17 protein-coding genes are annotated in these 25,208 nt (G+C 65.1%); 4 read left to right on the top strand and 13 right to left on the bottom strand.

Annotation, left to right across the window (positions count from 1 at the left end):
* Positions 1–75: 75 nt before the first annotated feature.
* Positions 76–1,857: an ABC transporter transmembrane domain-containing protein gene (locus KJP29_RS17390; protein ID WP_218464767.1), complete on the bottom strand. Its 1,782-nt coding sequence runs from the start codon at positions 1,855–1,857 to the stop codon at positions 76–78.
* Between the two features lie 190 nt (positions 1,858–2,047).
* Positions 2,048–3,889 carry a dihydroxy-acid dehydratase gene (gene ilvD, locus KJP29_RS17395; RefSeq protein WP_218464768.1) on the bottom strand — a complete coding sequence of 614 codons (1,842 nt, stop codon included), beginning with the start codon at positions 3,887–3,889 and terminating at the stop codon, positions 2,048–2,050.
* A gap of 239 nt (positions 3,890–4,128) precedes the next feature.
* Here ilvD and KJP29_RS17400 point away from each other — a divergent pair, with 239 nt between their 5' ends.
* The 3 genes from KJP29_RS17400 to KJP29_RS17410 are packed head-to-tail and all read left to right on the top strand — an operon-like array spanning position 4,129 to position 8,958.
* Complete coding sequence (locus KJP29_RS17400) at positions 4,129–4,593, top strand: GbsR/MarR family transcriptional regulator (RefSeq protein WP_218464769.1); 465 nt, start codon at positions 4,129–4,131, stop codon at positions 4,591–4,593.
* 11 nt (positions 4,594–4,604) lie between these two features.
* The gene (locus tag KJP29_RS17405) at positions 4,605–5,819 is read left to right on the top strand and encodes an efflux RND transporter periplasmic adaptor subunit (RefSeq protein WP_255553746.1); all 1,215 of its coding nucleotides are present in this window, start codon (positions 4,605–4,607) and stop codon (positions 5,817–5,819) included.
* Between the two features lies 1 nt (position 5,820).
* Positions 5,821–8,958, top strand: a complete 3,138-nt coding sequence (locus KJP29_RS17410; protein ID WP_218464771.1) for an efflux RND transporter permease subunit — start codon at positions 5,821–5,823, stop codon at positions 8,956–8,958.
* Positions 8,959–9,043: 85 nt separating this feature from the next.
* Here KJP29_RS17410 and glmM read toward each other — a convergent pair whose 3' ends face one another.
* The 9 genes from glmM to KJP29_RS17455 form a co-directional block, all read right to left on the bottom strand.
* Complete coding sequence (gene glmM / locus KJP29_RS17415; RefSeq protein WP_218464772.1) at positions 9,044–10,387, bottom strand: phosphoglucosamine mutase; 1,344 nt, start codon at positions 10,385–10,387, stop codon at positions 9,044–9,046.
* Positions 10,380–11,348, bottom strand: coding sequence for a dihydropteroate synthase (folP, locus tag KJP29_RS17420; protein ID WP_218464773.1), 969 nt, complete (start codon positions 11,346–11,348; stop codon positions 10,380–10,382). Before folP ends, glmM begins: the two co-directional genes overlap by 8 nt.
* 4 nt (positions 11,349–11,352) lie before the next feature.
* The gene (locus KJP29_RS17425; protein WP_218464774.1) at positions 11,353–12,273 is read right to left on the bottom strand and encodes a dihydroneopterin aldolase; all 921 of its coding nucleotides are present in this window, start codon (positions 12,271–12,273) and stop codon (positions 11,353–11,355) included.
* An 86-nt stretch (positions 12,274–12,359) separates the two neighbouring features.
* Positions 12,360–13,004 carry a cell wall hydrolase gene (locus KJP29_RS17430; RefSeq protein ID WP_255553652.1) on the bottom strand — a complete coding sequence of 215 codons (645 nt, stop codon included), beginning with the start codon at positions 13,002–13,004 and terminating at the stop codon, positions 12,360–12,362.
* Positions 13,005–13,136: 132 nt separating this feature from the next.
* Entirely contained in the window at positions 13,137–15,704 is a 2,568-nt protein-coding gene (locus KJP29_RS17435) for a putative PEP-binding protein (protein ID WP_218464775.1), read from the bottom strand.
* 90 nt (positions 15,705–15,794) lie between these two features.
* A complete protein-coding gene (gene glyS / locus KJP29_RS17440; RefSeq protein WP_218464776.1) occupies positions 15,795–18,014 on the bottom strand; it encodes a glycine--tRNA ligase subunit beta in 2,220 nt (739 codons plus the stop codon).
* Between the two features lie 78 nt (positions 18,015–18,092).
* Positions 18,093–18,965: a DUF1206 domain-containing protein gene (locus KJP29_RS17445; protein WP_218464777.1), complete on the bottom strand. Its 873-nt coding sequence runs from the start codon at positions 18,963–18,965 to the stop codon at positions 18,093–18,095.
* Positions 18,966–19,019: 54 nt separating this feature from the next.
* Complete coding sequence (locus tag KJP29_RS17450; protein ID WP_218464778.1) at positions 19,020–19,511, bottom strand: DUF6446 family protein; 492 nt, start codon at positions 19,509–19,511, stop codon at positions 19,020–19,022.
* Positions 19,508–20,452 (bottom strand): glycine--tRNA ligase subunit alpha, encoded by a 945-nt coding sequence (locus KJP29_RS17455; RefSeq protein ID WP_218464779.1) that lies wholly within the window; start codon positions 20,450–20,452, stop codon positions 19,508–19,510. Before KJP29_RS17455 ends, KJP29_RS17450 begins: the two co-directional genes overlap by 4 nt.
* Positions 20,453–20,641: 189 nt before the next feature.
* On the opposite strand from KJP29_RS17455, the gene KJP29_RS17460 reads away from it, so the two are divergent.
* Entirely contained in the window at positions 20,642–22,462 is a 1,821-nt protein-coding gene (locus KJP29_RS17460) for a serine protease (protein ID WP_218464780.1), read from the top strand.
* A 54-nt stretch (positions 22,463–22,516) separates the two neighbouring features.
* On the opposite strand, the gene KJP29_RS17465 is transcribed toward KJP29_RS17460, so the two are convergent.
* Together KJP29_RS17465 and KJP29_RS17470 are read right to left on the bottom strand one after the other, a co-directional pair.
* Positions 22,517–23,626, bottom strand: coding sequence for a cystathionine gamma-lyase (locus tag KJP29_RS17465; protein ID WP_218464781.1), 1,110 nt, complete (start codon positions 23,624–23,626; stop codon positions 22,517–22,519).
* A complete protein-coding gene (locus KJP29_RS17470) occupies positions 23,626–25,074 on the bottom strand; it encodes a TrkH family potassium uptake protein (protein WP_218465005.1) in 1,449 nt (482 codons plus the stop codon). The genes KJP29_RS17465 and KJP29_RS17470 overlap by 1 nt, the downstream gene beginning before the upstream one ends.
* Between the last annotated feature and the right edge of the window lie 134 nt (positions 25,075–25,208).

Below are 25,208 nucleotides of genomic sequence, written 5' to 3' on the forward strand. Positions count from 1 at the left end.
TTTGGCCGGGTTTTCCCCTTGTTTCAAAGAACATGGGGGTTACGCGTCCGGCTGCAAGGGTGACGTTACTGCGCTTTACTCCGCCGCGATACCTTCGGTGAACTGAAGCCGCGCAAGTCGGGCATAGAGGCCACCCTCGGCCACCAACTGGTCGTGGGTTCCCTGCGCCACGATCCGGCCGTCCTCGAAGACCAGAATCCGGTCCGCTTTCTTTACCGTGGCCAGCCGATGCGCGATGACAAGCGTGGTGCGGTCCTTCGACATCGCGTCCACGGCTTGCTGCACAAGACGCTCGCTCTCGGCATCGAGCGCCGAGGTCGCCTCGTCCAGAAGCAGGATCGGCGCGTCGCGCAGGATGGCACGCGCGATGGCGATGCGCTGTTTCTGCCCGCCCGACAGCATCACGCCCCGTTCACCGACGTAACTGTCATAGCCTTCGGGCAGCTTCATGAGGAAGTCATGGGCCGCCGCGGCCCGCGCCGCAGCCTCGACCTCGGCATCCGTGGCATCGAGCCGGCCGAACCGGATATTCTCGCGCGCCGTGTCCGCGAAGATGACCGCGTCCTGCGGCACGAGCGCGATGTGCTCGCGAAACGCGGGCCGCGCCATGTCACGCAGGTCCACACCGTCGATCGTCACTCGCCCGGACGCCGGGTCATAGAACCGTTGCAGGAGCTGGATGATCGTCGATTTCCCGGCGCCCGAAGGACCGACAAGCGCTACGGTCTCGCCGGGCTTCACGTCGATGTTGACCCCGTCGAGCGCGACGTATTCGGGCCGCGCCGGATAGCGGAAAGTCACGTTCTCGAAACGCACCGCCCCGCGCATCGGAGTTGGCGGAGCCACGCCCGGTTCCGGGTCCTGGACGGCGTCTTCCGCATGCAGAAGCTCGACCAGACGCTCCGTGGCGCCGGCCGCGCGCTGCAGTTCAGACCAGATCTCCGACAGCGCCCCGACAGAACCCGCGACCATGATCGCGTAAATCACGAACTGCACGAGAGCGCCCACCGACATGTCCCCTGCCCGCACGTCACGCGCCCCGATCCAGAGCACGCCGACCACGCCCGAAAAGATCAGCGTGATGACGATCATCGTCATCACCGCCCGCGTGGTGATGCGTTTCTTGGCGGAAATGAAGGATTGCTCCGTCACCTCCCGAAACCGTGCGCGCGAAGGGTCTTCGTGGGTAAAGGCCTGCACGGTCTGCACTGACAGCAGGTCCTCGCTCGCCTTGCCCGAAGACCGTGCGATCCAGTCCTGGTTCTCGCGCGACAGCACCCGCATCCGCCGCCCAAGCGTGATGATCGGCACCATGACAAGCGGCACGATCAGAAGCACGAGCCCCGTGAGCTTGGCCGAGGTCACGAGAAGCATCACCGTCCCGCCCAGGAGGATCAGCACATTGCGCAGCGCCACCGAGACCGAGGAGCCGATGACCGACAGAATGAGCGTGGTGTCCGTGGTGATCCGGCTCAGAACCTCGCCCGTCATGATCCGCTCGAAGAAGGCGGGACTCATGCCGATCACGCGATCGAAGACCGCCTCGCGAATGTCGGCCACGACCCGTTCACCCAGACGGGTGACGAGGTAGTAGCGAATGCCGGTCCCGACGGCGAGCGCCACCGCGATCCCCAGCGCGGCGAAGAAATACTGATCGAGAAGCGCATCCGCCGAGGTCGAGAAGCCGTCAATCACCCGCCGCGCGGCCAGCGGCATGACCAGCGAGATCCCCGCCGTTGCCACGAGAGCGACCAGAGCCGCCGCCAGCATCCCGCGATAGGGCAGGAGAAACGGCCAAAGCGCGCCCAGCGCCCCGATCCGCTTGGACTTCTCGCGGTCGTCTTTGTTCTCGGCCATGTCCCCTCCAGACGCGTTCAGGTCGGTTCGGGGTCAAATAGACCTGCAAGCCCGCCGGAACAAGCATTCAAGATCTTTCATCTTTCCCCAAGCACTCCGGGGTATGGGGCAGCGCCCCAAACGGCATGGAGCGAAGCCGAAGCCTCGCCCCATTGAAACAGAGTGCGCCGAAGGCGCCACTTTGCCTGGATCATTCTTCTCCGGGCAGAATCCGCACGCCACCGCGATTCGCCGACGACGCGAGGAGCGCATAGGCCTTGAGCGCGGTCGACACCTCGCGTTTGCGCGGTTCCTCCGGTTTCCAGGGCAGCGCGCCCTTGGCCTCGCGCCGTGCCGCCAGTTCGTTGTCGGCGACGGCGAGGTTGATGGTGCGGTTGGGAATGTCGATCTCGATCACGTCGCCGGTTTCCACGAGCCCGATCAGACCGCCCTCGGCGGCCTCCGGGGAGACGTGGCCGATCGACAGGCCCGAGGTGCCGCCCGAGAACCGGCCATCGGTGAGCAGTGCGCACTCTTTCCCCAGACCCTTGGATTTCAGATAGCTCGTCGGATAGAGCATCTCCTGCATCCCCGGCCCGCCCTGCGGCCCCTCGTAACGGATCACGACGACTTCCTTCGCGCTCACCTGCCCGGTGAGGATCCCGTTCACGGCGGCGTCCTGGCTTTCATAGACCCGCGCGGTGCCGGTGAATTTCAGGATCGAATCGTCCACGCCTGCCGTTTTCACGATGCAGCCGTTCTCCGCGATGTTCCCGAAGAGCACCGCAAGACCCCCGTCCTGCGAGAACGCATGGCTGGCCTTCCGGATCACACCGCCCTCGCGGTCGCGATCGAGTTCCTTGTAGCGGTTCTGGGTCGAAAACGCCTGTGTCGTGCGCACGCCACCCGGCGCGGCGCGGTAGAAGGCATCGACCTTGTCATCATTAGCTACCATCACGTCCCAGCGGGCCACGGCCTCGGCCATCGTCGTGGTGTGGACCGTGCGCACGTCGCCGTGGATCAGATCAGCCCGCAGCATCTCGCCCAGGATGCCCATGATGCCGCCCGCGCGGTGGACGTCCTCCATGTGGACGTCGCTCTTCGCAGGTGCAACCTTGCACAAAACCGGCACCTTTCGGCTCAGCCGGTCGATATCGTCCATAGTGAATTGCACTTTTCCCTCATAGGCGATGGCCAGAAGGTGAAGCACGGTGTTCGTCGACCCGCCCATGGCGATGTCGAGCGACATGGCGTTCTCGAAGGCCTCAAACGTAGCGATCTCGCGCGGGAGGTAGCCCTCGTCCTCGACCTCGTAATGGAGCTTCGTGATCTCGACGATCCGGCGACCGGCTTCGCGGAACAGCGCCTCGCGGTCGGCATGCGTGGCCAGAACCGAGCCGTTGCCGGGCAGCGCCAGCCCCAGCGCCTCGGCCAGGCAGTTCATCGAGTTCGCGGTGAACATGCCCGAGCACGACCCGCAGGTCGGACAGGCGTTTTCCTCGTAGGCCTGCACTTCGGCATCCGAATAGCTGTCGTCGGCGGCCACGACCATCGCGTCAACGAGGTCGACGGCCTTTTCAAGATCGCCCACCTTGACCTTGCCGGCCTCCATCGGGCCGCCGGAGACAAAGATCACCGGGATGTTGAGCCGCATCGCGGCCATCATCATGCCGGGCGTGATCTTGTCGCAGTTCGAGATACAGACCATCGCGTCGGCGCAATGCGCGTTCACCATGTATTCCACCGAATCCGCGATGATCTCGCGCGACGGCAGCGAATAGAGCATCCCGTCGTGACCCATGGCGATCCCGTCGTCGACGGCGATGGTGTTGAATTCCTTCGCGACACCGCCAGCCTTTTCGATCTCGCCCGCGACGAGTTGGCCGAGGTCCTTGAGGTGCACGTGCCCCGGCACGAATTGGGTAAAGCTGTTCACGACCGCGATGATCGGCTTGCCGAAATCGCTGTCGGTCATCCCGGTGGCGCGCCAAAGGCCACGGGCACCGGCCATGTTGCGGCCGTGGGTGGAACGGCGGGAACGGTAATGGGGCATGGGTTTCTCCTATCCGCGAACGTCACGTCCATAGACCTGCACGCCTTCCGGGGCAATGGAAATTGGCCGTGATCGCGGGGTGAGGCCCCGCGCAAGGCCTGTGCGGGACGCTCGAAATCGAGGCGCGGCCCGCCGCAAAAGGCCCTCCGGCGGTCCCATTTGCGCCGCATTGCAGAAATTAACGTTCGAAACGTTCAATGTGGATTGAACGATGAACCGTTTGGATATATCTGGCCACCATGAAACATGATCCGATCGACCACTTCATCGAGCAGATGGGCATGATTACCCAGCAGGACGGCTTTCCCCGGATCGCCGGCCATATCCTTGGCTATCTCATCATCGAGGGCGAAGCGCGCTCGCTGGGCGAGATCACCAAAGCGCTCAGAATCTCGAAAGGCTCGGCCTCGACCAATTGCCGGCTGCTGGCAGACAAGGGCGCGATCGAGCGGGTCGGGGTCATCGGATCACGACAGGACAGCTACCGCGCGGTTGAAAACCCCGCGGAAAACACGCTCTCGGGCATGGCGGACCGATTTCGCCAGCGCGCGGGCGTCATCGAGGATGCAGCAGCGCAATTCCCGGCCAACCGGGAAGGCGCAAGGGAAAGGGTCTGCGGATTGGCAACCTTCTTCCGTAATTCCGCCCAGTTCCTCGACGAGTGGACGAAGCGCGCAAAAGCCATCAAGGCCGAGACGGAGTGAGACACGTGAATATGGAAAACCCCAAACCCGACTGGGCCATGAACAAGCGCGAAAAGGCGCGGGCCGAGATGATCGCGCGGGGCGAAACGCCGAAGAAGCGGCGCTGGCCCTGGATCGTGCTGGCAGTCCTGATCGTCGGCGGCGTCGGCGGCGGCATCTATGCGCGGCAAGCCGGGCTCCTGCCCGAACCTCCTGCCGAGCCCGTGGTGGCGGAACCCGCACGCGAGGCGCTGACCCAGCTCGCCCCCTATGAGATCACGACCATCGCACCGACGACGCTGACCGAAACGCTTCGGGTCACCGGCTCGCTTGCGCCGACGCGCGACGTGCATCTGTCGGCCGAGGTCTCTGCCCGTCTGACAGACGTGAGCGTCCGCGCGGGCGATGCCGTCGAGGAAGGCCAGCTTCTTGCAAGTTTCGACGTGGACTCGCTTCAGAACCAGTTGGATCAGGCCCGCTCCACGGCTGACGCCACGCGGGTGCAGGTGGCGCAGGCCCAGACCGATTTCAACCGGACCCAGACGCTGGTCGAACGGCAGCTCGCCGCACCGACCGCGCTCGAGCAGGCACAATCCGGGCTCGAGCAGCTGCAGGCAACGCTGGCCGCGCAGGAGACCGCCGTCGCCAATGCGCAGACCGCGCTCGACCGCGCGCAGGTCACGGCGCCTTTCGCGGGCGTGGTGTCTGAACGTTCGGTGTCGACAGGAGAATTCGTCGCCGCCGGATCGCCGCTCTTCACCGTTGTCGACCTGACCTCGCTCGAAGTGGAAGCCACCGCGCCGGTATCGCTCTCGCCCAAGATCGCGGCAGGACAGCCCGTCGAGTTGACCGTGGAAGGCTTCGGCGACCGCGTGTTCGAGGGCCGCGTGGATCGAATCAACCCGGTCGCCATCGAAGGTTCACGGGCGCTCCCCGTCTACGTCTCACTCGACAATGCCGAAGGCGACCTCAGGGGCGGGATGTTCGCCTCTGGGCGTATTCTCCTTGAACGCAAGGATGACGTTCTGTCCGTCCCGGCCTCGGCGCTGCGCGAGGATGCGGAGGGCGCCTTCGTCCTTGTGATCGAAGACAACGTGCTGACCCGCCGCGATGTCGAAACAGCCCGCGAATGGGAAGGCGGTGCTGCCTTCGAAGTGACGGCGGGGCTCGAACCCGGCGACGTGGTCCTGTCGGAAGCTCTGCCCGAGCTCCGGGCCGGCACGAAAATCACGCTGGTGGAGAACTGATATGTTTCTGACACGGATCAGCGTCAGCCAACCGGTCTTCGCCACGATGGTGATGATCGCCATCATGGTAGTCGGCGTCTTCTCCTATTCGCGCCTGCCCGTGGAACAGTTCCCGGACGTGGATTTCCCGGTGGTCGCGGTCGTGACCTCCTATCCGGGTGCCACGCCCGAGGCGGTGGAAAGCGACATCATCGAACCCATCGAGGACAACCTCTCGACGCTCGCGGGGATCGACAACATCACCTCGACCGCGCTGACCGGTTCCTCGCTCGTGCTCGTGCAATTCGACCTCGAGGTTGAAAGCGCGGCGGCCGTGCAAGACGTGCGCGACCGCGTGAGCCAGGTGGCCCCGCTTCTCCCCGACAATGCGAACGATCCCCAGATCCTGCGTTTCGATCCGGGCGAATTGCCGATCATGTCGATCGGGATCTCGTCGGAGTCGCTCGACGAGGGCGCCCTGACCCAGATCACCGAGGACGTGATCTCCAAACGCATCGCGAACCTGCGCGGCGTCGGTCGGGCGAGTGTCGTGGGTGGCGTCCCGCGTCAGGTCCAGATCGAGATCGACCCTGACCGTCAGACCGCGCTCAACGTCGGCATCGCCGAAGTGGCCGGGGCCGTGGCGCAGGAAAACCAGGACGTCCCAGCGGGCGCCGTGACCGGTGCCGGCACCTCCCAGTCGGTGCAGGTCGAAGGGCGCATCGAAACCGTGCGCGCTTTCGAGGACATCATCGTGGCCCGCCGCGCCGGTCAGCCGATCCGGCTGGGCGACGTGGCGACAGTCTCAACCGGGCTTGCCGAGCGCGAGAGTCTCGCCATGCTCGACGGACAGGTGGCACTCGCCATCGACGTCGTGAAGACGCAGGGCGCGAATACGGTCGACGTGGCCGAGCGCGTCGCCGAGGAAGTCGCGAAGATCCAGGAGGATCCGGAGTTCTCGGACATCCAGGTGTCGATCCTGCGCGACAACTCGAAACCCGTCGTGGAAAGCTTCCACTCGGTTCAGTCCATGATCCTCGAGGGCGGCATCCTCGCCACCGTGATCGTGTTCCTGTTCCTGAACTCCTGGCGCTCGACCGTGATTACGGGGCTTACGCTGCCCATCTCGATCATCGGGACGATGACGGCGATCTATGCCCTTGGCTTCACGCTCAACATGATGACGCTCATGGCGCTGTCGCTGGCCGTCGGTATCCTGATCGACGACGCCATCGTGGTGCGCGAAAACATCATGCGACACCTGCACATGGGCAAGAGCCATAAGCAGGCGGCGCTGGACGGCACGAATGAAATCGGGCTCGCCGTTCTGGCGACGACCCTGTCCATCGTGTCAGTGTTCCTGCCCGTGGCCTTCATGGACGGGATCATCGGGCGCTTCTTCCTGCAGTTCGGCATCACCGTCGCGGTGGCGGTCGTGATCTCGCTCTTCGTGTCCTTCACGCTCGACCCGATGATGTCGTCGGTCTGGTACGACCCGGCCGCCGACAGTTCGCGCAAGCGCGGGCTCTTGGGGCGCATCGTGGGCAAGTTCGACCAGTTCTTCGAGTGGATCGGGGTTCAGTACGCCAAGCTCCTGCGCAAGGCGCTCAAATTCCGAAAGACAACGCTCATGGCCGCTCTTGGCGCTTTTGTCGGTGCCTTCGCGCTCTTTCCCATGATCGGTGCCGAGTTCGTTCCGCCCTCGGACACCGGGGAGGTTCAGGTCGACCTGAAAGCGCCGGTCGGTACCTCGCTTGACCGCACCGCGGAAAAGATCGCCCAGGTTGACGCGCTGCTTCGCGCCGAGTTCCCGGAGATCGAAAGCACCTATGCGACCGTGAATTCCGGCACGACCTCGGGCGACAACAATGCGACGATCATCGCGGTTCTCGTCCCGTCGGACGAGCGCACGCGCACGCCGCAGGAGCTGACCAGCCCGATGCGTCAGGTGCTCACCGCCATTCCGGGCGCCGAGTTCAGCGTCGGCGCCTCCGGCGGCATGGGTCCGGTCGCGCCGCCGATCGAGATCAAGATCTTCGGCCCGGACCTGCGCGTTCTCGAACGCCTCGCGCACGAGCTTTCTGCCGAAATGCAGGAAATCGAGGGGCTCGTGGACGTGCGGACCACGCTCGACGATCCGCAGCCGACGCTCGGGATCGAGGTCGACCGCGACGCCGCCTTCGACCTTGGCGTCTCGCTCTCGCAGGTCGGGGACACGCTGTCCTCGATGCTCGAGGGCCAGACGGTGAGCGAATGGACCTCGCCCCGTGGCGAAAGCCTCGACGTGGTGGTCCGGCTTCCCGAATGGGCGCGGCAGGACCCGTCCTATCTGGGCGCCCTGCCCATCGCGCAATCGGGGGCGATGGGGTCGCAGGACCTGATCCGGCTCGATCAGGTGGCGACGATCACCCAGTCCGAAGGCCCCGGCGAGATCAACCGCGAGGACCGGGAACGCTCGGTCCGGGTGACCGCGAACCTTGAAAGCGGCGTGCGTCCGGGTGACGTGGGCGCCGCCGTTCAGGCCGCTGCCGCCGATCTCGACTATCCGCTCGGGTATTCGCAGGGCACCGGGGGCGAGGTCGAGGACATGCAGGACCTGATGCTGGCCGCAGGGGCCGCGCTGGCGCTGGCGGTCATCTTCATCTACCTCGTGCTCGCCTCGCAGTTCGGGAGCTTCATGCAGCCCTTTGCGATCATGTCGTCGCTTCCCCTCGCCCTTATCGGCGTGCTGGGCGGGCTTCTGGTCTTCGACTCGACGCTCAACGTCATGTCGATCATCGGGTTCATCATGCTGATGGGCCTCGTGACGAAGAACGCCATCCTGCTGGTCGACAACGCCAACCAGCATATGCGCGACGACGGGCTCAATCTCTACGATGCGCTGGTGAACGCGGGGCGGACCCGGTTCCGGCCCATTGTTATGACGACGCTCGCCATGATCTTCGGGATGCTGCCGCTCGCGCTCAACATCCACGGTGGCACCGGGCAGAACGCCTCGATGGCCCATGCGGTGATCGGCGGGCTGATCTCGTCCTCGCTGCTGACGCTGGTCGTGGTGCCGGTGATCCTCACCTATACCGAGGGTTTCGGGCGCTTCGTGTCACGCTTCACGCCGAAGGCGCCGGACGACATGCATCACGAAGGTGCACCAGCGGAATAAGCGCTGCGGCACTGGAAATCGATCGGGGGCGCTTCGGCGCCCCCCTTTTTCTTGCAGTCACACCAATGGCGAAAAACCGCCCGGCTCAGGCCGTGGCGCGTTCGACCTCGGCCACGATCCGGTCGATGACGTCGGACAGAAGCACCTCGTCCTCGCATTCCGCCATCACCCGGATGAGCGGCTCCGTCCCGGATTTCCGGATCAACAGGCGACCCTTTCCGTTCAGCTCGGCTTCCGCCCCGGCGATCACTTTCACCACGCTGTCGGCTTCGAGAGGCGTCTGGCCCGCCGAAAAGCGCACGTTCTTCAACAATTGCGGCACCGTCGGGAAGACCTGCGTCAAGGCGCTCGCGGGTTTGCCCGAACGCACCATCGCGGCGAGGAAATGGATGCCTGCAAGCAACCCGTCGCCCGTCGTTGCGTAGTCCGTCATGACGATATGACCCGACTGTTCGCCGCCCAGGTTGAAACCGCCTTGCCGCATGCGTTCGACCACGTAACGGTCACCCACTTTGGTGCGCTCGAGCCGGAGACCCCGACCGTCGAGATAGCGCTCGAGCCCCAGATTGGACATGACCGTTGCCACGAGGGCACCTCCCTTGAGGCTGCCCGCGTCGGCCCATTGCCCCGCCATGAGCGCCATGAGCTGGTCGCCGTCAGCCACGCGTCCCTTTTCGTCGATGATCATCACGCGGTCCGCATCGCCATCGAGGCAGATGCCCACGTCCGCGCCATGCGCCACGACCATCTCCGCCGCGAGACGCGTGTCGGTCGAGCCGCATTCGAGGTTGATGTTCTTGCCGTTGGGCGCGACGCCGACCGGGATCACCTCGGCGCCAAGTTCCCAAAGCGCCTCTGGCGCGGTCCGGTGAGCGGCGCCGTTGGCGCAGTCGATGACGACCTTGAGCCCGCCGAGGCGCACGTCCTGAACCGTCGTCTTGATGAATTCCACGTAACGATGGCGGCCTTCGTCCACCCGTTTCGCCCGCCCGATGTTCTCGGGCTGAACCGGCTCGACACCGTCGGCCACCAGTGTCTCGATCTCGGCTTCGGCCGCATCGGAGAGCTTGAAGCCGTCGGGGCCGAAGAACTTGATTCCGTTGTCGTGGAAGGGATTGTGACTCGCCGAGATCATGATGCCCAGATCGGCGCGCATCGAATGGGTCAGATGCCCGACGGCCGGTGTCGGGACCGGCCCCAGAAGCAGAACGTTCATGCCGGTCGAGGTCAGCCCGGCGGTCAGGGCGTTCTCGAGCATGTAGCCCGAAAGCCTCGTGTCCTTTCCGATCACGACGCGGTGGTGGTTCGCGCCGTCCGACCGGAAATAGCGACCCGCCGCCGCGCCGAGGCGCAGCGCCATTTCCGCCGTCATGGGATGGCTGTTGGCCAGCCCGCGCACACCGTCGGTTCCGAAGAGTTTCTCAGCCATTCCTTCCGTTCCTCTCTTCCATCGCGGCCCAGAGCCTGAGCGCCTGCGTGGTCGCATGGGTGTCATGCACCCGAAGAATATGCATGCCCCGGGCAGCACCATAAAGCGCCACCGCGAGCGATCCGCCAAGTCGATCTTTCGCGTCGTCCGCTCCGCCGATGGTCCCGATGAAACGCTTGCGCGACACGCCAAGCAGAACCGGCAGGCCCAGGTCGTGAAAGACCGTGAGATGGCGCAGAAGCGTCATGTTGTGGTCGAGCGTCTTGCCAAAGCCGATGCCCGGATCGGTGATGATCCGCTCGCGTTTCACACCTTTGGACAGCGCGAAACCGATCCGCGCCTCCAGATGCCCCATGACCTCGCCCACCACGTCCTCGTAGGTGGGGTTGACCTGCATCGTGTCCGGCAATCCCTTGGCGTGCATGAGGCAAACCGGCACCTCACGCTCGGCGCACAGGTCGGCAAGCTCCGGGTCGAACTCGAAAGCTGACACGTCGTTCACGATGTCGGCCCCCGCGTTCAATGCCGCCTCGGCCACGCGGGCCTTGCGGGTGTCGATGCTGATCGGGGTGGTGATCCCGGCGGCACGGATCGCCTCGATCACCGGGGCGGTGCGCCGGATTTCCTCGGAGACGGGCACTTCTTCGGCACCCGGTCGCGTCGACTCGCCGCCGATGTCGATGATGTCGGCTTCGTCCGTCATCACCCGCGCCCGATCTACCGCCGCATCGAGCGCCGCATGATCGCCACCATCCGAAAAGCTGTCCGGCGTCACGTTGAGGATGCCCATGACCCGGGGCCGGTCGAGCGTCAGGCCGCAAAGATCGGGGCGCGGCGCTGACAGGCGCCGCGCGGCCGCGTCGTCCGCGTCCGGCTGGAACCAGACGTCGCGAAATCCGGCAAGGCTCAGGGCCCCGGCGGGGCGGGGCCCGGTGCGTGCGGTGGGTTCGGCAAAGGACATGGAGTCAGGGCGCCTCACCAATCGAGAGCACTCGGGCGGGAATGTCGGAGGCGGCCACATCGCCGCCAACGGACAGGATCTCCTCTGCCTGCATGAGGCGTGCGAACCATGCGGTCAAGGCGAGCGGATGGCGTGGGTCGGCCTCGGCCCCATCGACCGCGTCGAGCACGATCTTGGAGGGGGCCCAGACACAGATCTGACCATGTTTCATGGCCCACTCGAGTTCGGTCCTTGTGCCCACGACGACGCAGCGGCGGTCCCGCGCGGCCAGGATCCAGGCGTTCATCTCGAGCGACAGGAGGTCGATGCGCCGTTGCGGCATCTCCCGCGTGGCGCGCGGCATGGCGGCGTCGGGATGGCCCACGCACAGGATCGCCGGCGCGTTCCCCCGCTCCAGCGCATCGAGAAGTGCGATCAGTTCGGGCGCGGCTATGGCCGTGTTCGACAGATGCACGACGACTGGGTGCGGCATGTCTTCGTCCACGCCCTGCGCCGGGGCCTCCTGCCCGCGCGTGCGGGCGATCTCGACTCCCAAGGCGCCGGGGCCACGGTCGAGCTTTTCGATCCGCACGAAGACGCGCTCCGCCTGGGGCGACCAGAGAATCCGGTCGGCCACGCGCTCGGAGAGCGTTTCCAGAAGGTTCAGGCGTTCGGCGGCAAGCTCGTGCTCGATGGCCTCGGTGATCGTGTCGTAGGAGAGGATCTTGTCCACGTCGTCGTCAAGCGGCGCGGCAGGCGGCGTCACCTCGACCACCACATTGAACCGAAGCCGCTGGGTGGTGCCGCGTTCCTGCTGGAAGGCGCCGATTTCAGCGGTGGTGATGTGATCGCGCAGGGAAATCCGGTCGAGCGGCTGGGACGGCTGACCATCGGCGGCAGCGCGGGCCTCGGGGTGGTCGAAGGCGAGGCGAGTGTCAGAGGTCATGGGCTGTCCTTGCGGAGCGAACGGGGCGGGACTCACGGGCGCGGAGACTGCAACAGGCACCGGAGAATGGAAAGGCGAAACCGGGTTCAGCGGTAGAACTTGTGATCGCCGATCTGCGTGGTCTGGTCGAGCGTCAACGCCCAACGCGGGTTCACACCGGTCGTGTGGAAATAGGTCGCGCCACCGGTGAACATGCGCGGCGCACCGTCGATCATGGCGCGCGCGATCTTGCCCAGATGTTCATAGGTCCGCGTTTCCGACACATGCTCCGGCCGCCCGTCGCAGGCGAAAGAGAACTGGCAGGCATTCTGCTGACCGGTGCCCTGATTCACGACCGCGCAGACGGAATCCGGAAAACGCGGGCTTTCGACGCGGTTCAAGATCACCTCGGCCACACCGACCACGCCTTCGAAACCCTCGCCGCGCGCTTCGAAATAGAGCGCTTGGGTGAGACAGCGCCACTCGGCCCCGCCGGTCGCCGCCGGTTGCTTGGCAATCCAGACCTCGGTCGGCATCTCGGGTTCGGCAGGCGCGCGACGTGAAAAGAGCGACGTCCGGGGTGCGGGGCTCGAGAGCTCGGCCAGACGACCGGGGGCCATGGCACCAAATGCGGCCCGTTCCGTCGACGCGAGCGCCGCGAAGGCACTGGCGGCGTCCAGAACGGCCTCGGCCCGTGCGGGCACGACCGTGACGAGGGCCAGAAGGGCCGCGCATATCCCGTTCTTGATCAAGAGACCCCCAAAGGACGTTGCCGTTCAGCGCGGTCATAGGCCAGTTGAGGAGATCGGTAAAGCTTTAGTGATTACGCGAAGGTCCGTTGACAATATGCTGACTCGAAACGAAAAACCGCCCCAAGATATAGCTCATCGCGTGACCCTCGGACGGCCGTTCCCGCGCGACGCGATGGCCAGATGCGCAGCGGCGAGCCGTGCCACGGGCACCCGGAACGGCGAGCAGGAGACATAGTCAAATCCGGCGTCCCGGCAGAAGGCGATGCTTTCCGGGTTACCGCCATGCTCGCCGCAAATGCCCAGAACCACGTCCGGGTTCGCGCGCCGGCCCCGTTCGGCCCCGATGTCGAGCAACTCGCCCACCCCTTCCACGTCGAGCATGTGGAACGGGTCTTCGGCATAGACGCCCTGCTGCACGTAACGCCCCATGAACCGCCCCGCATCGTCGCGCGACAGTCCATAGGTCATCTGTGTGAGGTCGTTGGTCCCGAAAGACAGGAAGGCCGCGTGTTGCGCAATCTCGCCCGCCCGAAGCGCCGCGCGCGGGGTTTCGACCATGACGCCCAGCCGATAGTCAAACTCGCGTCCGCGCTCGGCCTTGACCGCCGCAGCCACGGCGTCGATCCGGGCCTTCACGATCTCGACCTCGCGCTTGGCGGAAACAAGGGGGATCATCACCTCTGGCACCACGGGTTTGCCGCCGGTCTCGGACGCGTCCAGCGTCGCTTCGAAAATGGCGCGGGCCTGCATGTCGTAAATCTCGGGCACCGTGATCCCAAGCCGAACGCCGCGCATCCCCAGCATCGGGTTGAACTCGGACAGCGCCTCCACCCGACGAGTCACGGCGGTGACGTTCAGGTCCAGCGCCTCGGCCAGCTCCGCCATGCCCTCGTGGCCCTGCGGCAGGAATTCATGAAGCGGCGGGTCGAAAAGCCGGATGGTCACCGGCTGGCCCTGCATGATGCGGAAGAGCTCGGCAAAGTCGGCCCGCTGCATGGGCAGGATCCGGTCGAGCGCCGCGCGGCGGTCTTCGGATTTGTCGGCAAAGATCATCTCGCGCATGGCCAGAAGCCGGTCGCGTTCGAAGAACATATGCTCGGTGCGGCACAGCCCGATCCCCTCGGCGGCGAACATGCGCGCCTTCTGGGCGTCGGCGGGCGTGTCGGCATTGGCCCGCACGCCGATGTCGCGGGCCCGGTCCGCCCAGGCGAGCAGCGCCTGGAACTCGTCTCCGAGATCAGGCTCCAGCATTGGCACCGCGCCAAAGAGCGCCTCGCCCTTGGCGCCGTCGATGGTGATGACATCGCCCTCACGCAAGATCCGTCCATCGCGCATGACGAGGGTCTTGGCTTTGCCGTCGAGCTTCATGTCGTTTGCACCAACCACGCAAGGCAGTCCGAGCCCGCGCGCGATCACGGCAGCATGGCTGGTGATCCCGCCGCGTTCGGTCAGCACGCCCTTGGCGGCATGCATGCCGCGAATGTCTTCCGGAGTGGTTTCACGACGCACAAGGATACAGGCCTCGTCCTTTGCCGCGAGCGCCTGCGCGGCGCGGGAGGAGAACACGATCTTGCCGGTGGCCCCGCCCGGTGAGGCCGCGATGCCTGACACCAGCACATCACGCGGCCCCTCGGGATCGACCTGGCTGTGCAGCATTTCCGTCAGCGACCGGGGCGGCACACGCACGACAGCCTCTTCCTCGGAAATGATGGCGTCGCGGGCCAGTGCCACCGCGATGATCAGGTTGGCACGCGGACTGCGCGGCACGCGCACGGCATCGAGGATATGAAGACGCGAGTTCTCGATGGTGAATTCGATCTGCATTTCCTCGCGCAGGCGGTTGCGCGTCAGGTCGCCGTAGCGAATGAGATCGGCATAACAGTCGGGCAGCACCTCTTCGATGGACCGGCCCCGGTCGTCGCGCGAGAGATACATGACGTTGTCGTCGACATTGGCGCCAAGCGCATCGCGCCCCTGCGACTTGCACAGATAGCGTCCGCGGATTTCCCGCTCGCCGGTCGCGCCGGAAACGAACTGGATCACACCGGAGCCGGACAGCCCCTTGCCCACGCCCAGAGCCATTTCCTGCACCACGAGGCCCAGCCCCGCATCGGTCGGCGCACCGCGCGCTTCACGCAGGAGACGCGCGGTCGTGCCCTCCCAGGCGCGGGCCATGGCGCGCAGCACTTCGGAAAGCTGGGTCGCGATGTCTTGCGGGAAAGGTTCGTCGGTCTCTTCGTGAAAATGGGCGAGCGCCGCATTGACCGCTTCGGCATCTGGTGTGGCGGTCAGGTCGAACTCGTCGGGATCGAGTCGCGACACATGGACGCCGTAGGCCCGGATGAATCGCAGGTAGAGCGCGTTGGCCGCATCTTCCCCGTGGCTTTCGGTCAACCGGTCCCGCGCCGCATCGTTCATCCCGATGTTCAGGATCGCGGACGGGCCGCCCCAATCGGGATCGAGCGAGGACGGCCGCACCGACAACAGCGGATCGGGTCCGAAGACCGACAACATCCGTTCGATATCAGGCAGTTGCCCGAGTGAAATGTCGTGAACCGTGTTGAAATCGAGCGCCACGGTGCGCGGCACCGGCATTTCGAGCCGGATCAGGCGTTGCAGGCACTTGGCGCGCCCGCCATGGCGATCCACATCAATCGCCGAGGTCGGCGTGATCTCTGTGAAGCCAGCAGGTGTCACCATATTCTGCACTGCAGCATTTCTCCTTTGCCTCAACATAGCGCTCAGAAGCGCTCTGACAAGGAAGCCATGAGGACTACGTAATTTTACGTATTATCCTTCAAGACGGGTCAAATCGGCAACCGAGATACAGGTATCACGGATTTTGGCCAAGAGATTGAGACGGTTGCGCCGCACGATCTGGTTGTCTGTGTTGATCTGAACGGCCTCGAAAAAGGCGTCGATGGGTGCGCGGAGTTTGGCCATCGCGCCCATCGCGGCCGCGAAATCCTCGGACTGCATCGCCGGCGCGATGGTGGATTGCGCTTCGTTCAGGGCGGCAAAGAGCGCCTTTTCCTCGTCAGCTTCGGCGAACTTGATGTCCGCGCCGAAGGAATACTCCACCCCATCGGCCTTCTCGGCTTGCGTCAGGATGTTGTTGGCGCGTTTGAAGCCCTGGACGAGGTTGGTGCCATCGTCGGTCGCGAGGAACGCGGCCAGCGCGCGGGCGCGGGAGACGACGAGCACGAAGTCGCAGTTGCCCTCCATTGCAAGCACGGCGTCGATCACGTCGTGTGGAATACCCTCCTCGCGAAGGTGAACCTTTAGCCGGTCGTGGAAGAACCCGCGCAGGTCGTCGGACAGAGCGGGATCGTGCGAGATCAGCCCCGACAGCCAGTCGGTCGGCCCGTCGAGACGGTCAAGCAATTCACGGGTCGGCGCGCTGAACACGCCGTGCTGGACGACCGACGTCAAGAGCCCATGAAGCGTGCCCTTGGCGGCCTCGTCCTTGGCCGTGAGCTGATGCCGAAGAATTTGCGCATCAACGAGCTTGTCTATGGATACCCGAATGTCGTTGGTCAGAATGAGCCGGATCACCCCCAGCGCGGCACGACGCAGCGCATAGGGGTCCTTGGATCCCGTGGGTTTCTCGTCGATCGCCCAGAAGCCCGTCAGCTTGTCGAGCTTTTCAGCGAGCGACACGGCCACCGACACGGGCGCGGTGGGCACGTCGTCGGAGGGCCCGAGCGGCGAGTAATGGTCGCGGCAAGCGTCCGCGACGGCATCGCTCAGACCAGCATTTTTCGCGTAATAACGCCCCATGATCCCCTGCAATTCGGGGAACTCGTAGACCATTTCCGATGCCAGATCAGCTTTCGCCACCTTGGCCGCCTGCACGGCGTCGTCTTCATCGGCCCCGACCAGCGGCGCGATCTGCCCGGCCAGCGCGGCCATGCGGTCGATCAACTCGGCCTGCGACCCGAGCTTGGCGTGGAAGGTCACGCTCTCGAGCTTGCCGAGCCAAGCGTCCATCCCCTGCCGCTCCACCGTGCGCAGGTCGTTGTCCCAGAAGAACTTCGCATCCGACAGCCGCGCGGCCAGCACCTTCTGGTTGCCCTGAAGGATCGTCGCGCCGTGGTCCGTGGTTTCCCGGTTGGCCACGGTCACGAATTTCTCGATCCGCCCGGTCTTGGGGTTCTTCACCGAGAAAAACTTCTGGTGCTCTTTCATCGAGGTCTGCAGCACCTCGGGCGGCAGGTCGATGAAGTCCGCACCAATGTCGCCCATGAGCACGACAGGCCATTCCACCAACCCCGCGACCTCGGCCAGCAGCCCGCGATCCTCTACCACCTCGAACCCGGTCGCGAACGCCGCCTGCCCCGCGTCGTGCCAGATCGTCTCGGCCCGATCTTCGGGGCTAAGGATCACGAAGGCGCGTTTCAGCTTGGCTTCGTAGTCGGCGAAGGAGGAAACTCGGAACGCATCCGGCGCCATGAACCGATGCCCCCGCGTGGTGTCACCGGCCTTGATCCCGTCGATGTCCATCGGCACGACCTCGGCCCCGTCCTCTTTCACGATCAAGCAGATGATCGAATGAAGCGGCCGCACCCAGCGCAGGCTGCCCGATCCCCAGCGCATCGACTTCGGCCAGGGGAAATTGCGGATCGCGTTCTCCAGCACCTCGGCCACGATCTCGGCCGCCGGACGGCCGGGCTTGGCGATCACGGCGAAATAGACTTGGCCCTTCTTCTCGTCGCGCACCTCGAGTTGGTCCTTGGTCAGGCCCGTTGAGCGCAGGAACCCTTCGAGCGCCTTCTCCGGCGCGTCGGTGCGCGGACCTTTGCGTTCCTCACGCGTGTCGGGCGACATCGCCGGCAGATCGCCCAAGGCCAGCGTCAGGCGGCGCGGTGTAGAGAACGCTTGCGCCCCGCCATAGGTCAGACCTGCCTCGACCAGACCATTGGTCACGAGCTTCTTCAGGTCCTCCGCCGCCTGCCGCTGCATGCGGGCGGGAATCTCTTCCGAGAAAAGTTCGATCAGCAGGTCGGCCATGTCAGTCTCGCGTCTTGTGCCAAAGCGGCGTTTGACGCGGGCATACCGTGGCCTAGGCTGATGGTCCAGAGGCGCGGGTCAGGTGAGCCGCCCGATCCGGCGATCCCAGACCGACATGTAACCCCCGGCGAGCGTCTGAGTGGAGGCGGTGCCACAGCGCGGAACGATGCGGTAAACGGCCTCGATCACGCAGTAGACGGCGAAGGCCACGAGACCGAGCCCAAGCGCCATGAGGAGGAAGCGTCCGAAGATCACGCCGCGCACGGCCTCGAACGCTTGGCCCATGCCGCCCGCCTGCGACGGGTCTGTGGTGAAGCCGGCATAGGTCAGGAAGATACCGATCAGCACGATCACCGCGCCATGGGCGACGAGCCCGACCTTCACCGCCGGGTCCAGCCGACGCGAGGTCGGCGTCTCGGACAGGTAGCGCTTGTAGCGCTCGGACATGGCCTTGACGGCGTAGTAGATCCCGGCGCCGATTGTGATCAGCCCGGCGATCACGACGACGGTCGGTCCCCATGGGTCTTGCGCCATGAGCATGGAGGTGAAGCTCTGCACCCCGTCGCCTTCTTCGCCCGACCCGATGGCCTGACGCGCGACGGAGACGGCCAGCACGGCATGGATGACACCCGTCACGGTCAAACCGATCCGCGCGACCCAGCCCTTGAACCCCGCGCCGTGGAGTTCGAGGTCGTACCAGGCGGCAACGAAGCGCCAGATGGCGTAGGAGGCGAGCCCGAGCGCGATCACCCAGAGCATCGGCACGCCCCACGATGTGCCGCGCAGGTCGCCCAGCGCGGACGAGGTGCCTTCGGCCTGACCGCCGGTCCAGGCGGCGAGAAAGGTGAGACCTCCGAGGATGAAATAAGTCAGCCCGCGGGCGGTATAGCCGAAGCGCATGAGCGGCACGACCCAACCGGGAGCACGGGAAAAACTGTCCGAGAGCGACATGGGACCTCCATCAGCCAATGGAAGTCAAAGCCGCGAGGACCGTCGAAGGTTCCCTTACTGGATCGGCTCCGACCCTTCGTCGTTGTATTTCTCGTTGAGCTGGTTCCAGGCATAGGCCCGCCCGTCCGGGAAAACCGCGATCACCCGGTCGACGCCATCGTGGATTTCCTTCTCCGACAGGAAGGCCATCGCCTCGCCCGCCTCGAGCGCCGCGCCGATGTCCTGCGCGTTGAAGCAATCGAACCAGCCAGGGGCGTTGAGCGGGGTCGCACCGGGGTATTCCTGATAGGTTTCCGACATCGCGGCATCCGACATCCCCGCCTGGAAGCAGGCCCGGAACCGTATCGGCGAGGACGAGCCGTCGATTGCCTCGACGTCGTTGGCGACGATCTCCTCCGTCTCGCCGGTGGCGACGTTGACGAGGGTCAGCGTCACCTCCTCGGCGGCGACCGTGTCGTAATAGTAATATTCCTGCACGTAGTAGAGCACGGCACCGAAGATGAGCGTTGCGATCACCACGAAACTCCCGACGACCTTGCCGTTCACGCCGCGTTCTCCGGGGTCCAGCCGCCCGCCTCGGTCGTGACGAATGCATCGGCACAGGCCTTGGCCAGCGTCCTCACACGCCCGATATAGGTCTGCCGCTCGGTGACCGAGATGACGCCGCGCGCGTCCAGAAGGTTGAAGATATGCGACGCCTTGATCGCCTGGTCATAGGCCGGATGCGCCATGACGATCCGCTTGCCGGTCTTCGGATCCACGGCCTCCTGCGCGAGGAGGTTCTGACACTCGGCCTCGGCATCCTCGAAATGCCGGAGCAGCTTTTCGGTGTTCGCCACGTCGAAGTTGTGACGCGAATACTCTTCCTCGGTCTGGCGGAAGATGTCGCCATAGGTCAGTGGAATGGGCGAAGACGGATCGTTGAACGGCATGTCCATGACGTGGTCGATGCCCAGCACATACATGGCAAGGCGCTCGAGGCCATAGGTCAGCTCGCCCGATACCGGGCGACAGTCATGCCCGCCGACCTGTTGGAAATAGGTGAACTGGGACACTTCCATCCCGTCGCACCAGACCTCCCAGCCAAGGCCCCAGGCGCCCAGCGTCGGGCTTTCCCAGTCGTCCTCGACAAAACGGATGTCATGCACGGCCATGTCGATCCCGATCGCCTCGAGCGAGCCGAGGTAGAGCGCCTGCAGGTCCGGCGGCGAGGGTTTGATGAGCACCTGATACTGGTAGTAGTGCTGAAGCCGGTTCGGGTTCTCGCCATAGCGCCCGTCAGTCGGGCGGCGCGACGGCTGAACGTAAGCCGCCGCCCAGGCGTTCGTCCCAAGCGCGCGCAGGGTGGTGGCCGGGTGAAAGGTCCCTGCGCCCACTTCCATGTCATAGGGTTGCAGCACCGCGCAGCCCTTGTTGGCCCAATAGGTCTGGAGCCGCAGGATGATTTCCTGGAACGACTTGGGTGCGGTGACGGGTGCCTGCGACATTGGAGCCTCCGGATGAGATCGGCGTCTCCATAGGACGCGAAGGAAAAAGGGTCAATTGCGCTGAGAACCCTCCGGGTCACAGATGCGCCAGAACCGGTCCCATTTCCCCCTGTGGATATTGACGTCTCGAATCCCGTCATGGTTACTGACCCGACAGTTGAATAAGGGGCCCCAAGGGCTGAGAGGGATATGAAGCGCATCATTTCGGGCGCGGCCGTATTGGCCGGGATTTTCTGGGCAGGTTTGGCGGCAGCACAGTCGTTTTGGGTTCAAGTGGAGGCCAACGCCACCTTGAACGCCGCCGAAGAGGCCTCGCGGCGCTATGCGGCCGACATTCAGGACGTCGCCGGGTTCCGGCTCGGCGCATCTGGCTGGTATGCCACGGCGGTCGGGCCGTTTACGGAAGAGGCCGCGTCGGCCAGGCTTCTGGAACTGCTCGGCACCGGGTCGATCCCGCGTGACAGCTACATCACGGACGGCGCGGCCTATAGCCAGCAGTTCTGGCCGGTTGGCGCGAATGCGCTGACCGCGCCCACGGGCGAAGTTACCCCGCCTGAAACGCTGGCCGAGACCGTGGCGGAGGACGTCGCCGAAGACCTGGCGCAGGAATTGCCCCCTGACACCACCGAGACTGCCGAGGTCGCGGCCGTCGAACCTGAGGTGGCGCCGGAACCGGAACCGGAACCCGAGGAAACCCGGCAAGAAGCCCTGCGCTCCGAGGGCCTGCTCGACGCCGACCAACGCAAGGCGCTTCAGGTCGCGCTGCAGTGGGAGGGGTTCTACAACGCGGGCATCGACGGCGCGTTCGGCCCGGGCACCCGCGCCTCGATGGCGGCTTGGCAGGAAGCCAAGGGCTATGAGGCCACAGGCGTGCTGACCACCCGGCAACGCGCCCGGTTGCAAGGCGACTATCAGGCGACGCTCGACAGCCTCGGCCTCGCCTCCGTGACCGACCGGGACGCGGGGATCGAGATCGTCATGCCAACCGCCATGGTCAGCTTCGACCGCTACGAAGCCCCCTTCGCCCATTACACCGGCGACGAAGGCGTTCGCGTGGTCCTGATTTCCCAATCCGGCGGCCAGTCCACGCTCTACGGGCTCTACGACATTCTCCAGTCGCTCGAAGTCGTGCCGCCGACGGGCGAGCGCAATCGCGGCAGCAATGATTTCACGATCAACGGCGAGGACCGCAACATCCTGTCCTACACCTATGCGACAGTCGTGGACGGGGCGGTGAAAGGCTACATGCTCATCTGGCCGAAGTCCGGCGACGAGCGTCTGCTCACGATGGCGATGGACGCGATGAAATCGAGCTTCGCGTCGACCGGCACGACCGTTCTTGACGACAACGCCGGCCTCGATGAAGCGATGCAGAGCGTCGACCTCGTCTCCGGGCTGGAGGTGCGTCGCGCCGACCGTGCGATGACGGGGTTCTACGTGGATGGCACGGGCACCGTGCTGACCTCGACCGCCGCCGTTGCCGGCTGCGAGCAGATCACGCTGGACGAAAGCTATCCTGCCTCCGTCGTCGCAAGTGACGAAGGGCTTGGAATAGCGCTTGTGAAACCGGAACAGGCGCTGGCCCCGGCGGCGAGTGCGGCGTTCCTGACCACCGATGCGCGGCTCAAGTCCGACGTCGCCGTGGCCGGCTATTCCTTTGGCGGGCGCCTGTCCTCGGCCACGCTGACCTTTGGCCAGCTTGCCGATGTGAAGGGGCTCGAAGGCGAGGACAATGTCTACCGTCTCGACCTCGTGTCGCAGGATGGGGACACGGGCGGTCCGATCCTCACCAATGGCGGCGCGGTCATCGGGATGCTGAAAGCGATGGCTGGTGACAACCGGACCTATCCGCCCGAGGTCTCCTTCGCCGTCAAGGCCGGGGCGCTGACTGCCTTCCTTGGGGAAAACGGCGTGGAACCCGCCGCTCAGGACACCTCAGGCGATATGGCACCCCATGCGCTCGCCGTGAAAGCCGCGGATATGGCCGTGCTGGTGTCCTGCTGGGAATAGGCCCCTTGAGCCGATGAAACAAAACGCCCGGGCCATTGGTCCGGGCGTTTTCGTTCAGGTCGCGAGCGCGGCGTCGATGGCCGCCCAGAGCGCCTCGACAGGTTCGACCCCGATGGACAGGCGCAGGAAACCGGGCGCGACCGCATCCCCCCAACGCGCCCTGCGTTCCGCCGAGCTGTGGGTGCCCCCGAAGGATGTCGTGGGGTCGATCAGCGGACAGGAGGCCACAAAGGCCTCCGCCGCCTCCTCGGACTCCAGCTCGAACCCGATGAGGAAGCCCCCGGTGGTCATCTGCCGTCTCGCGACCGCATAGCCGGGATCGCTGCCCAGTCCCGGATAGCGTATCCCCGACACGCGCGGATGCTGCGCCAGCCGCTCCGCGATCATATGCGCGGACCGGCACATGCGCTCGAAACGGACCTCGAGCGTTTCCAGCGACCGGTGCAGAAGCCAGGCCTCATGCGGGCCGGGAATGGGCCCGGAGAGCTTGCGCCACAGGGCCATGCGCTCCAGAAGCGCGTCATTCCGGGACGACACATGCCCCATGAGAATGTCGGAATGCCCGCCCGGCGCCTTGGTGTCCGAGGCAACCACGATATCCGCCCCCAGATCGAGCGGACGTTGGCCGAGCGCGGTCATGGTCGTGTTGTCGACCACCGAGATCCCGCCTGCCGCGCGGATCGCCGCGCAAGTCGCGGCCAGGTCGATCACATCGAGGCCCGGGTTCGACGGGGTCTCGATGAAGACAAGCGCGAAGCCCTCGAACCCGCCATCGGCGAACTGTGCCGTGGGACGCGTCTCCACGGTCACACCGAAGGGTGCCAAGAAATCCTCGGCCAGAAGCCGCGTCGTGTAATATCCGTCCGACGGCAGGAGCAGCCGGTCGCCGGATTTCAGGACCGCAAAGAGCGCGGCGGCAACGGCGGCCATCCCCGAAGGGAACAGCCGCGTCGGGGCGTCCTCGAGAAGTGCGAGCGCCTCTTCGGTCGCTTCCCAGGTCGGGTTATTCATCCGTCCGTAACCGGGAACGCCGACCGGGTCACCGGGCAGGTGAAAGGTAGAGGTCAATGTCGAAGCCAGCGTGCGCGCTGCCCCTTTGGACAGCGCATCGACCCCGAGGTGAAGCAGGGCCGCAGCGCGGGCGTCGGTATCGTCCTGTGTCATCAGGCCCTCCAGAAACGCAACGTGAAGATGACGTAGACCGACAGAAGCTCGAGCCGCCCGACCAGCATCGCCGCGGTCAGGAGCCACTTCGCGGTGTCGTTGAGCGGCGCGAAATTGCCCGCTGGTCCGATGGTATCGCCAAGCCCCGGCCCGATGTTCGCGATGGCGGTGGCCGCACCCGACAGCGATGTGACCATGTCGAGCCCGGTCATCGACAGGAGCACGGCGAGGATGCCCAAGGAGACGACGAACATCACGAAGAAGGCCATCACCGACGACAGGACCGCCTCGGGAATGGGTCGGCCCTCGAACCGGGGGGTAAAGACGCCGTGGGGGGCCGAGATTTGCTGGATGCGGGTTTTGATCGCAGCGATGAGGATCTGGTAGCGGAAGATCTTGACCGAGCAGGCGGTCGATCCGGCGCAGCCCCCGATAAGGCCGATGAAGAAGAAGGCCACCACCGGGAAGGTGCCCCAGAGCTGGTAGTCGACGCTGGCATAACCCGTGCCGGAAATGATCGAGGTGACGTTGAAGACGCCTTCCCGGAAGCCGTGCTCGAAATGGTCGCCGTTGCCGATCAGGCGGTAGAGCGTCATGACGATCGCGAGGGTGAAGATGGTCGCGACATAGGCCCGGATCTGGCTGTCCCGGAAAATGGGCTTCGCGGTGCCGGCGACGATCTGGATATAGCGCACGAAGGGCAGCGAGGCGAGGATCATGAAGATCGACGCGACATATTCCGGGGCACCCTGATAGACGCCGAAGCTCGCGTCATGGGTGGAGAAGCCCCCTGTCGACATAGTGGTCAGCGCGTGGTTGACCGCGTCGAAGGGCGTCATGCCCACGGCGAGATAGGCGAGCATGTTCAGGACGGTCAGCGCAACATAGATCCAGCTGATCTGACCCGCGATTTCGGCGGCGCGCGGCAGCACTTTCCCCATCGTCTCGAAGGCTTCCGAGCGGAAAATCTGCATCCCGCCGACGCGAAGTTCCGGCAGGAACACCATGGCGACGACGATGATCCCGATGCCCCCGAACCATTGCAGCATCGACCGCCACAGGAGAATGCCCTCCGGCATGGCGTCCAGGCCTGAAAATACCGTCGAGCCGGTCGTGGTCATGCCCGACATCGCCTCGAACATGGCGTCCACGGGTCGCGCGCCGATTTCCGAGAAGATGAAGGGCAAGGCACCAAAGGCCGGGAGGGCCACCCAGACCAGCGTCGTGAGAAAGAAGGTCTGCTGAACCGACAGCCCTGCGCTGACGCCATTGGCCGAGGCGATGGACATGGCAGCGCCAAGCGTCACCGTGATGACGGCGGATTGAAGGAACACGGCCCAGTCGGGCCTTCCGAAGTAGAGATCCACCAGCATCGGGATGAGCATCGTTGCGCCGAGTGCGGCGACGAGCCAGCCGATGACATAGACGACGGGACGCAGGTCGAACATGCGCAGAGCGTTGGCGTCCGCTTCGCCGAGTGTCAAGCGGCGACGCCGGCCGCAATGCGGTTTGCCCGGCGCGATGCGGCCTCGCGGTCACCGCACCAGCCAAGCGGTTAGCCAAGGGCTTGGGAAGCCTCACG

It is taken from the genome of Maritimibacter sp. DP1N21-5 (assembly GCF_019218295.1).
Lineage (GTDB): Bacteria > Pseudomonadota > Alphaproteobacteria > Rhodobacterales > Rhodobacteraceae > Maritimibacter.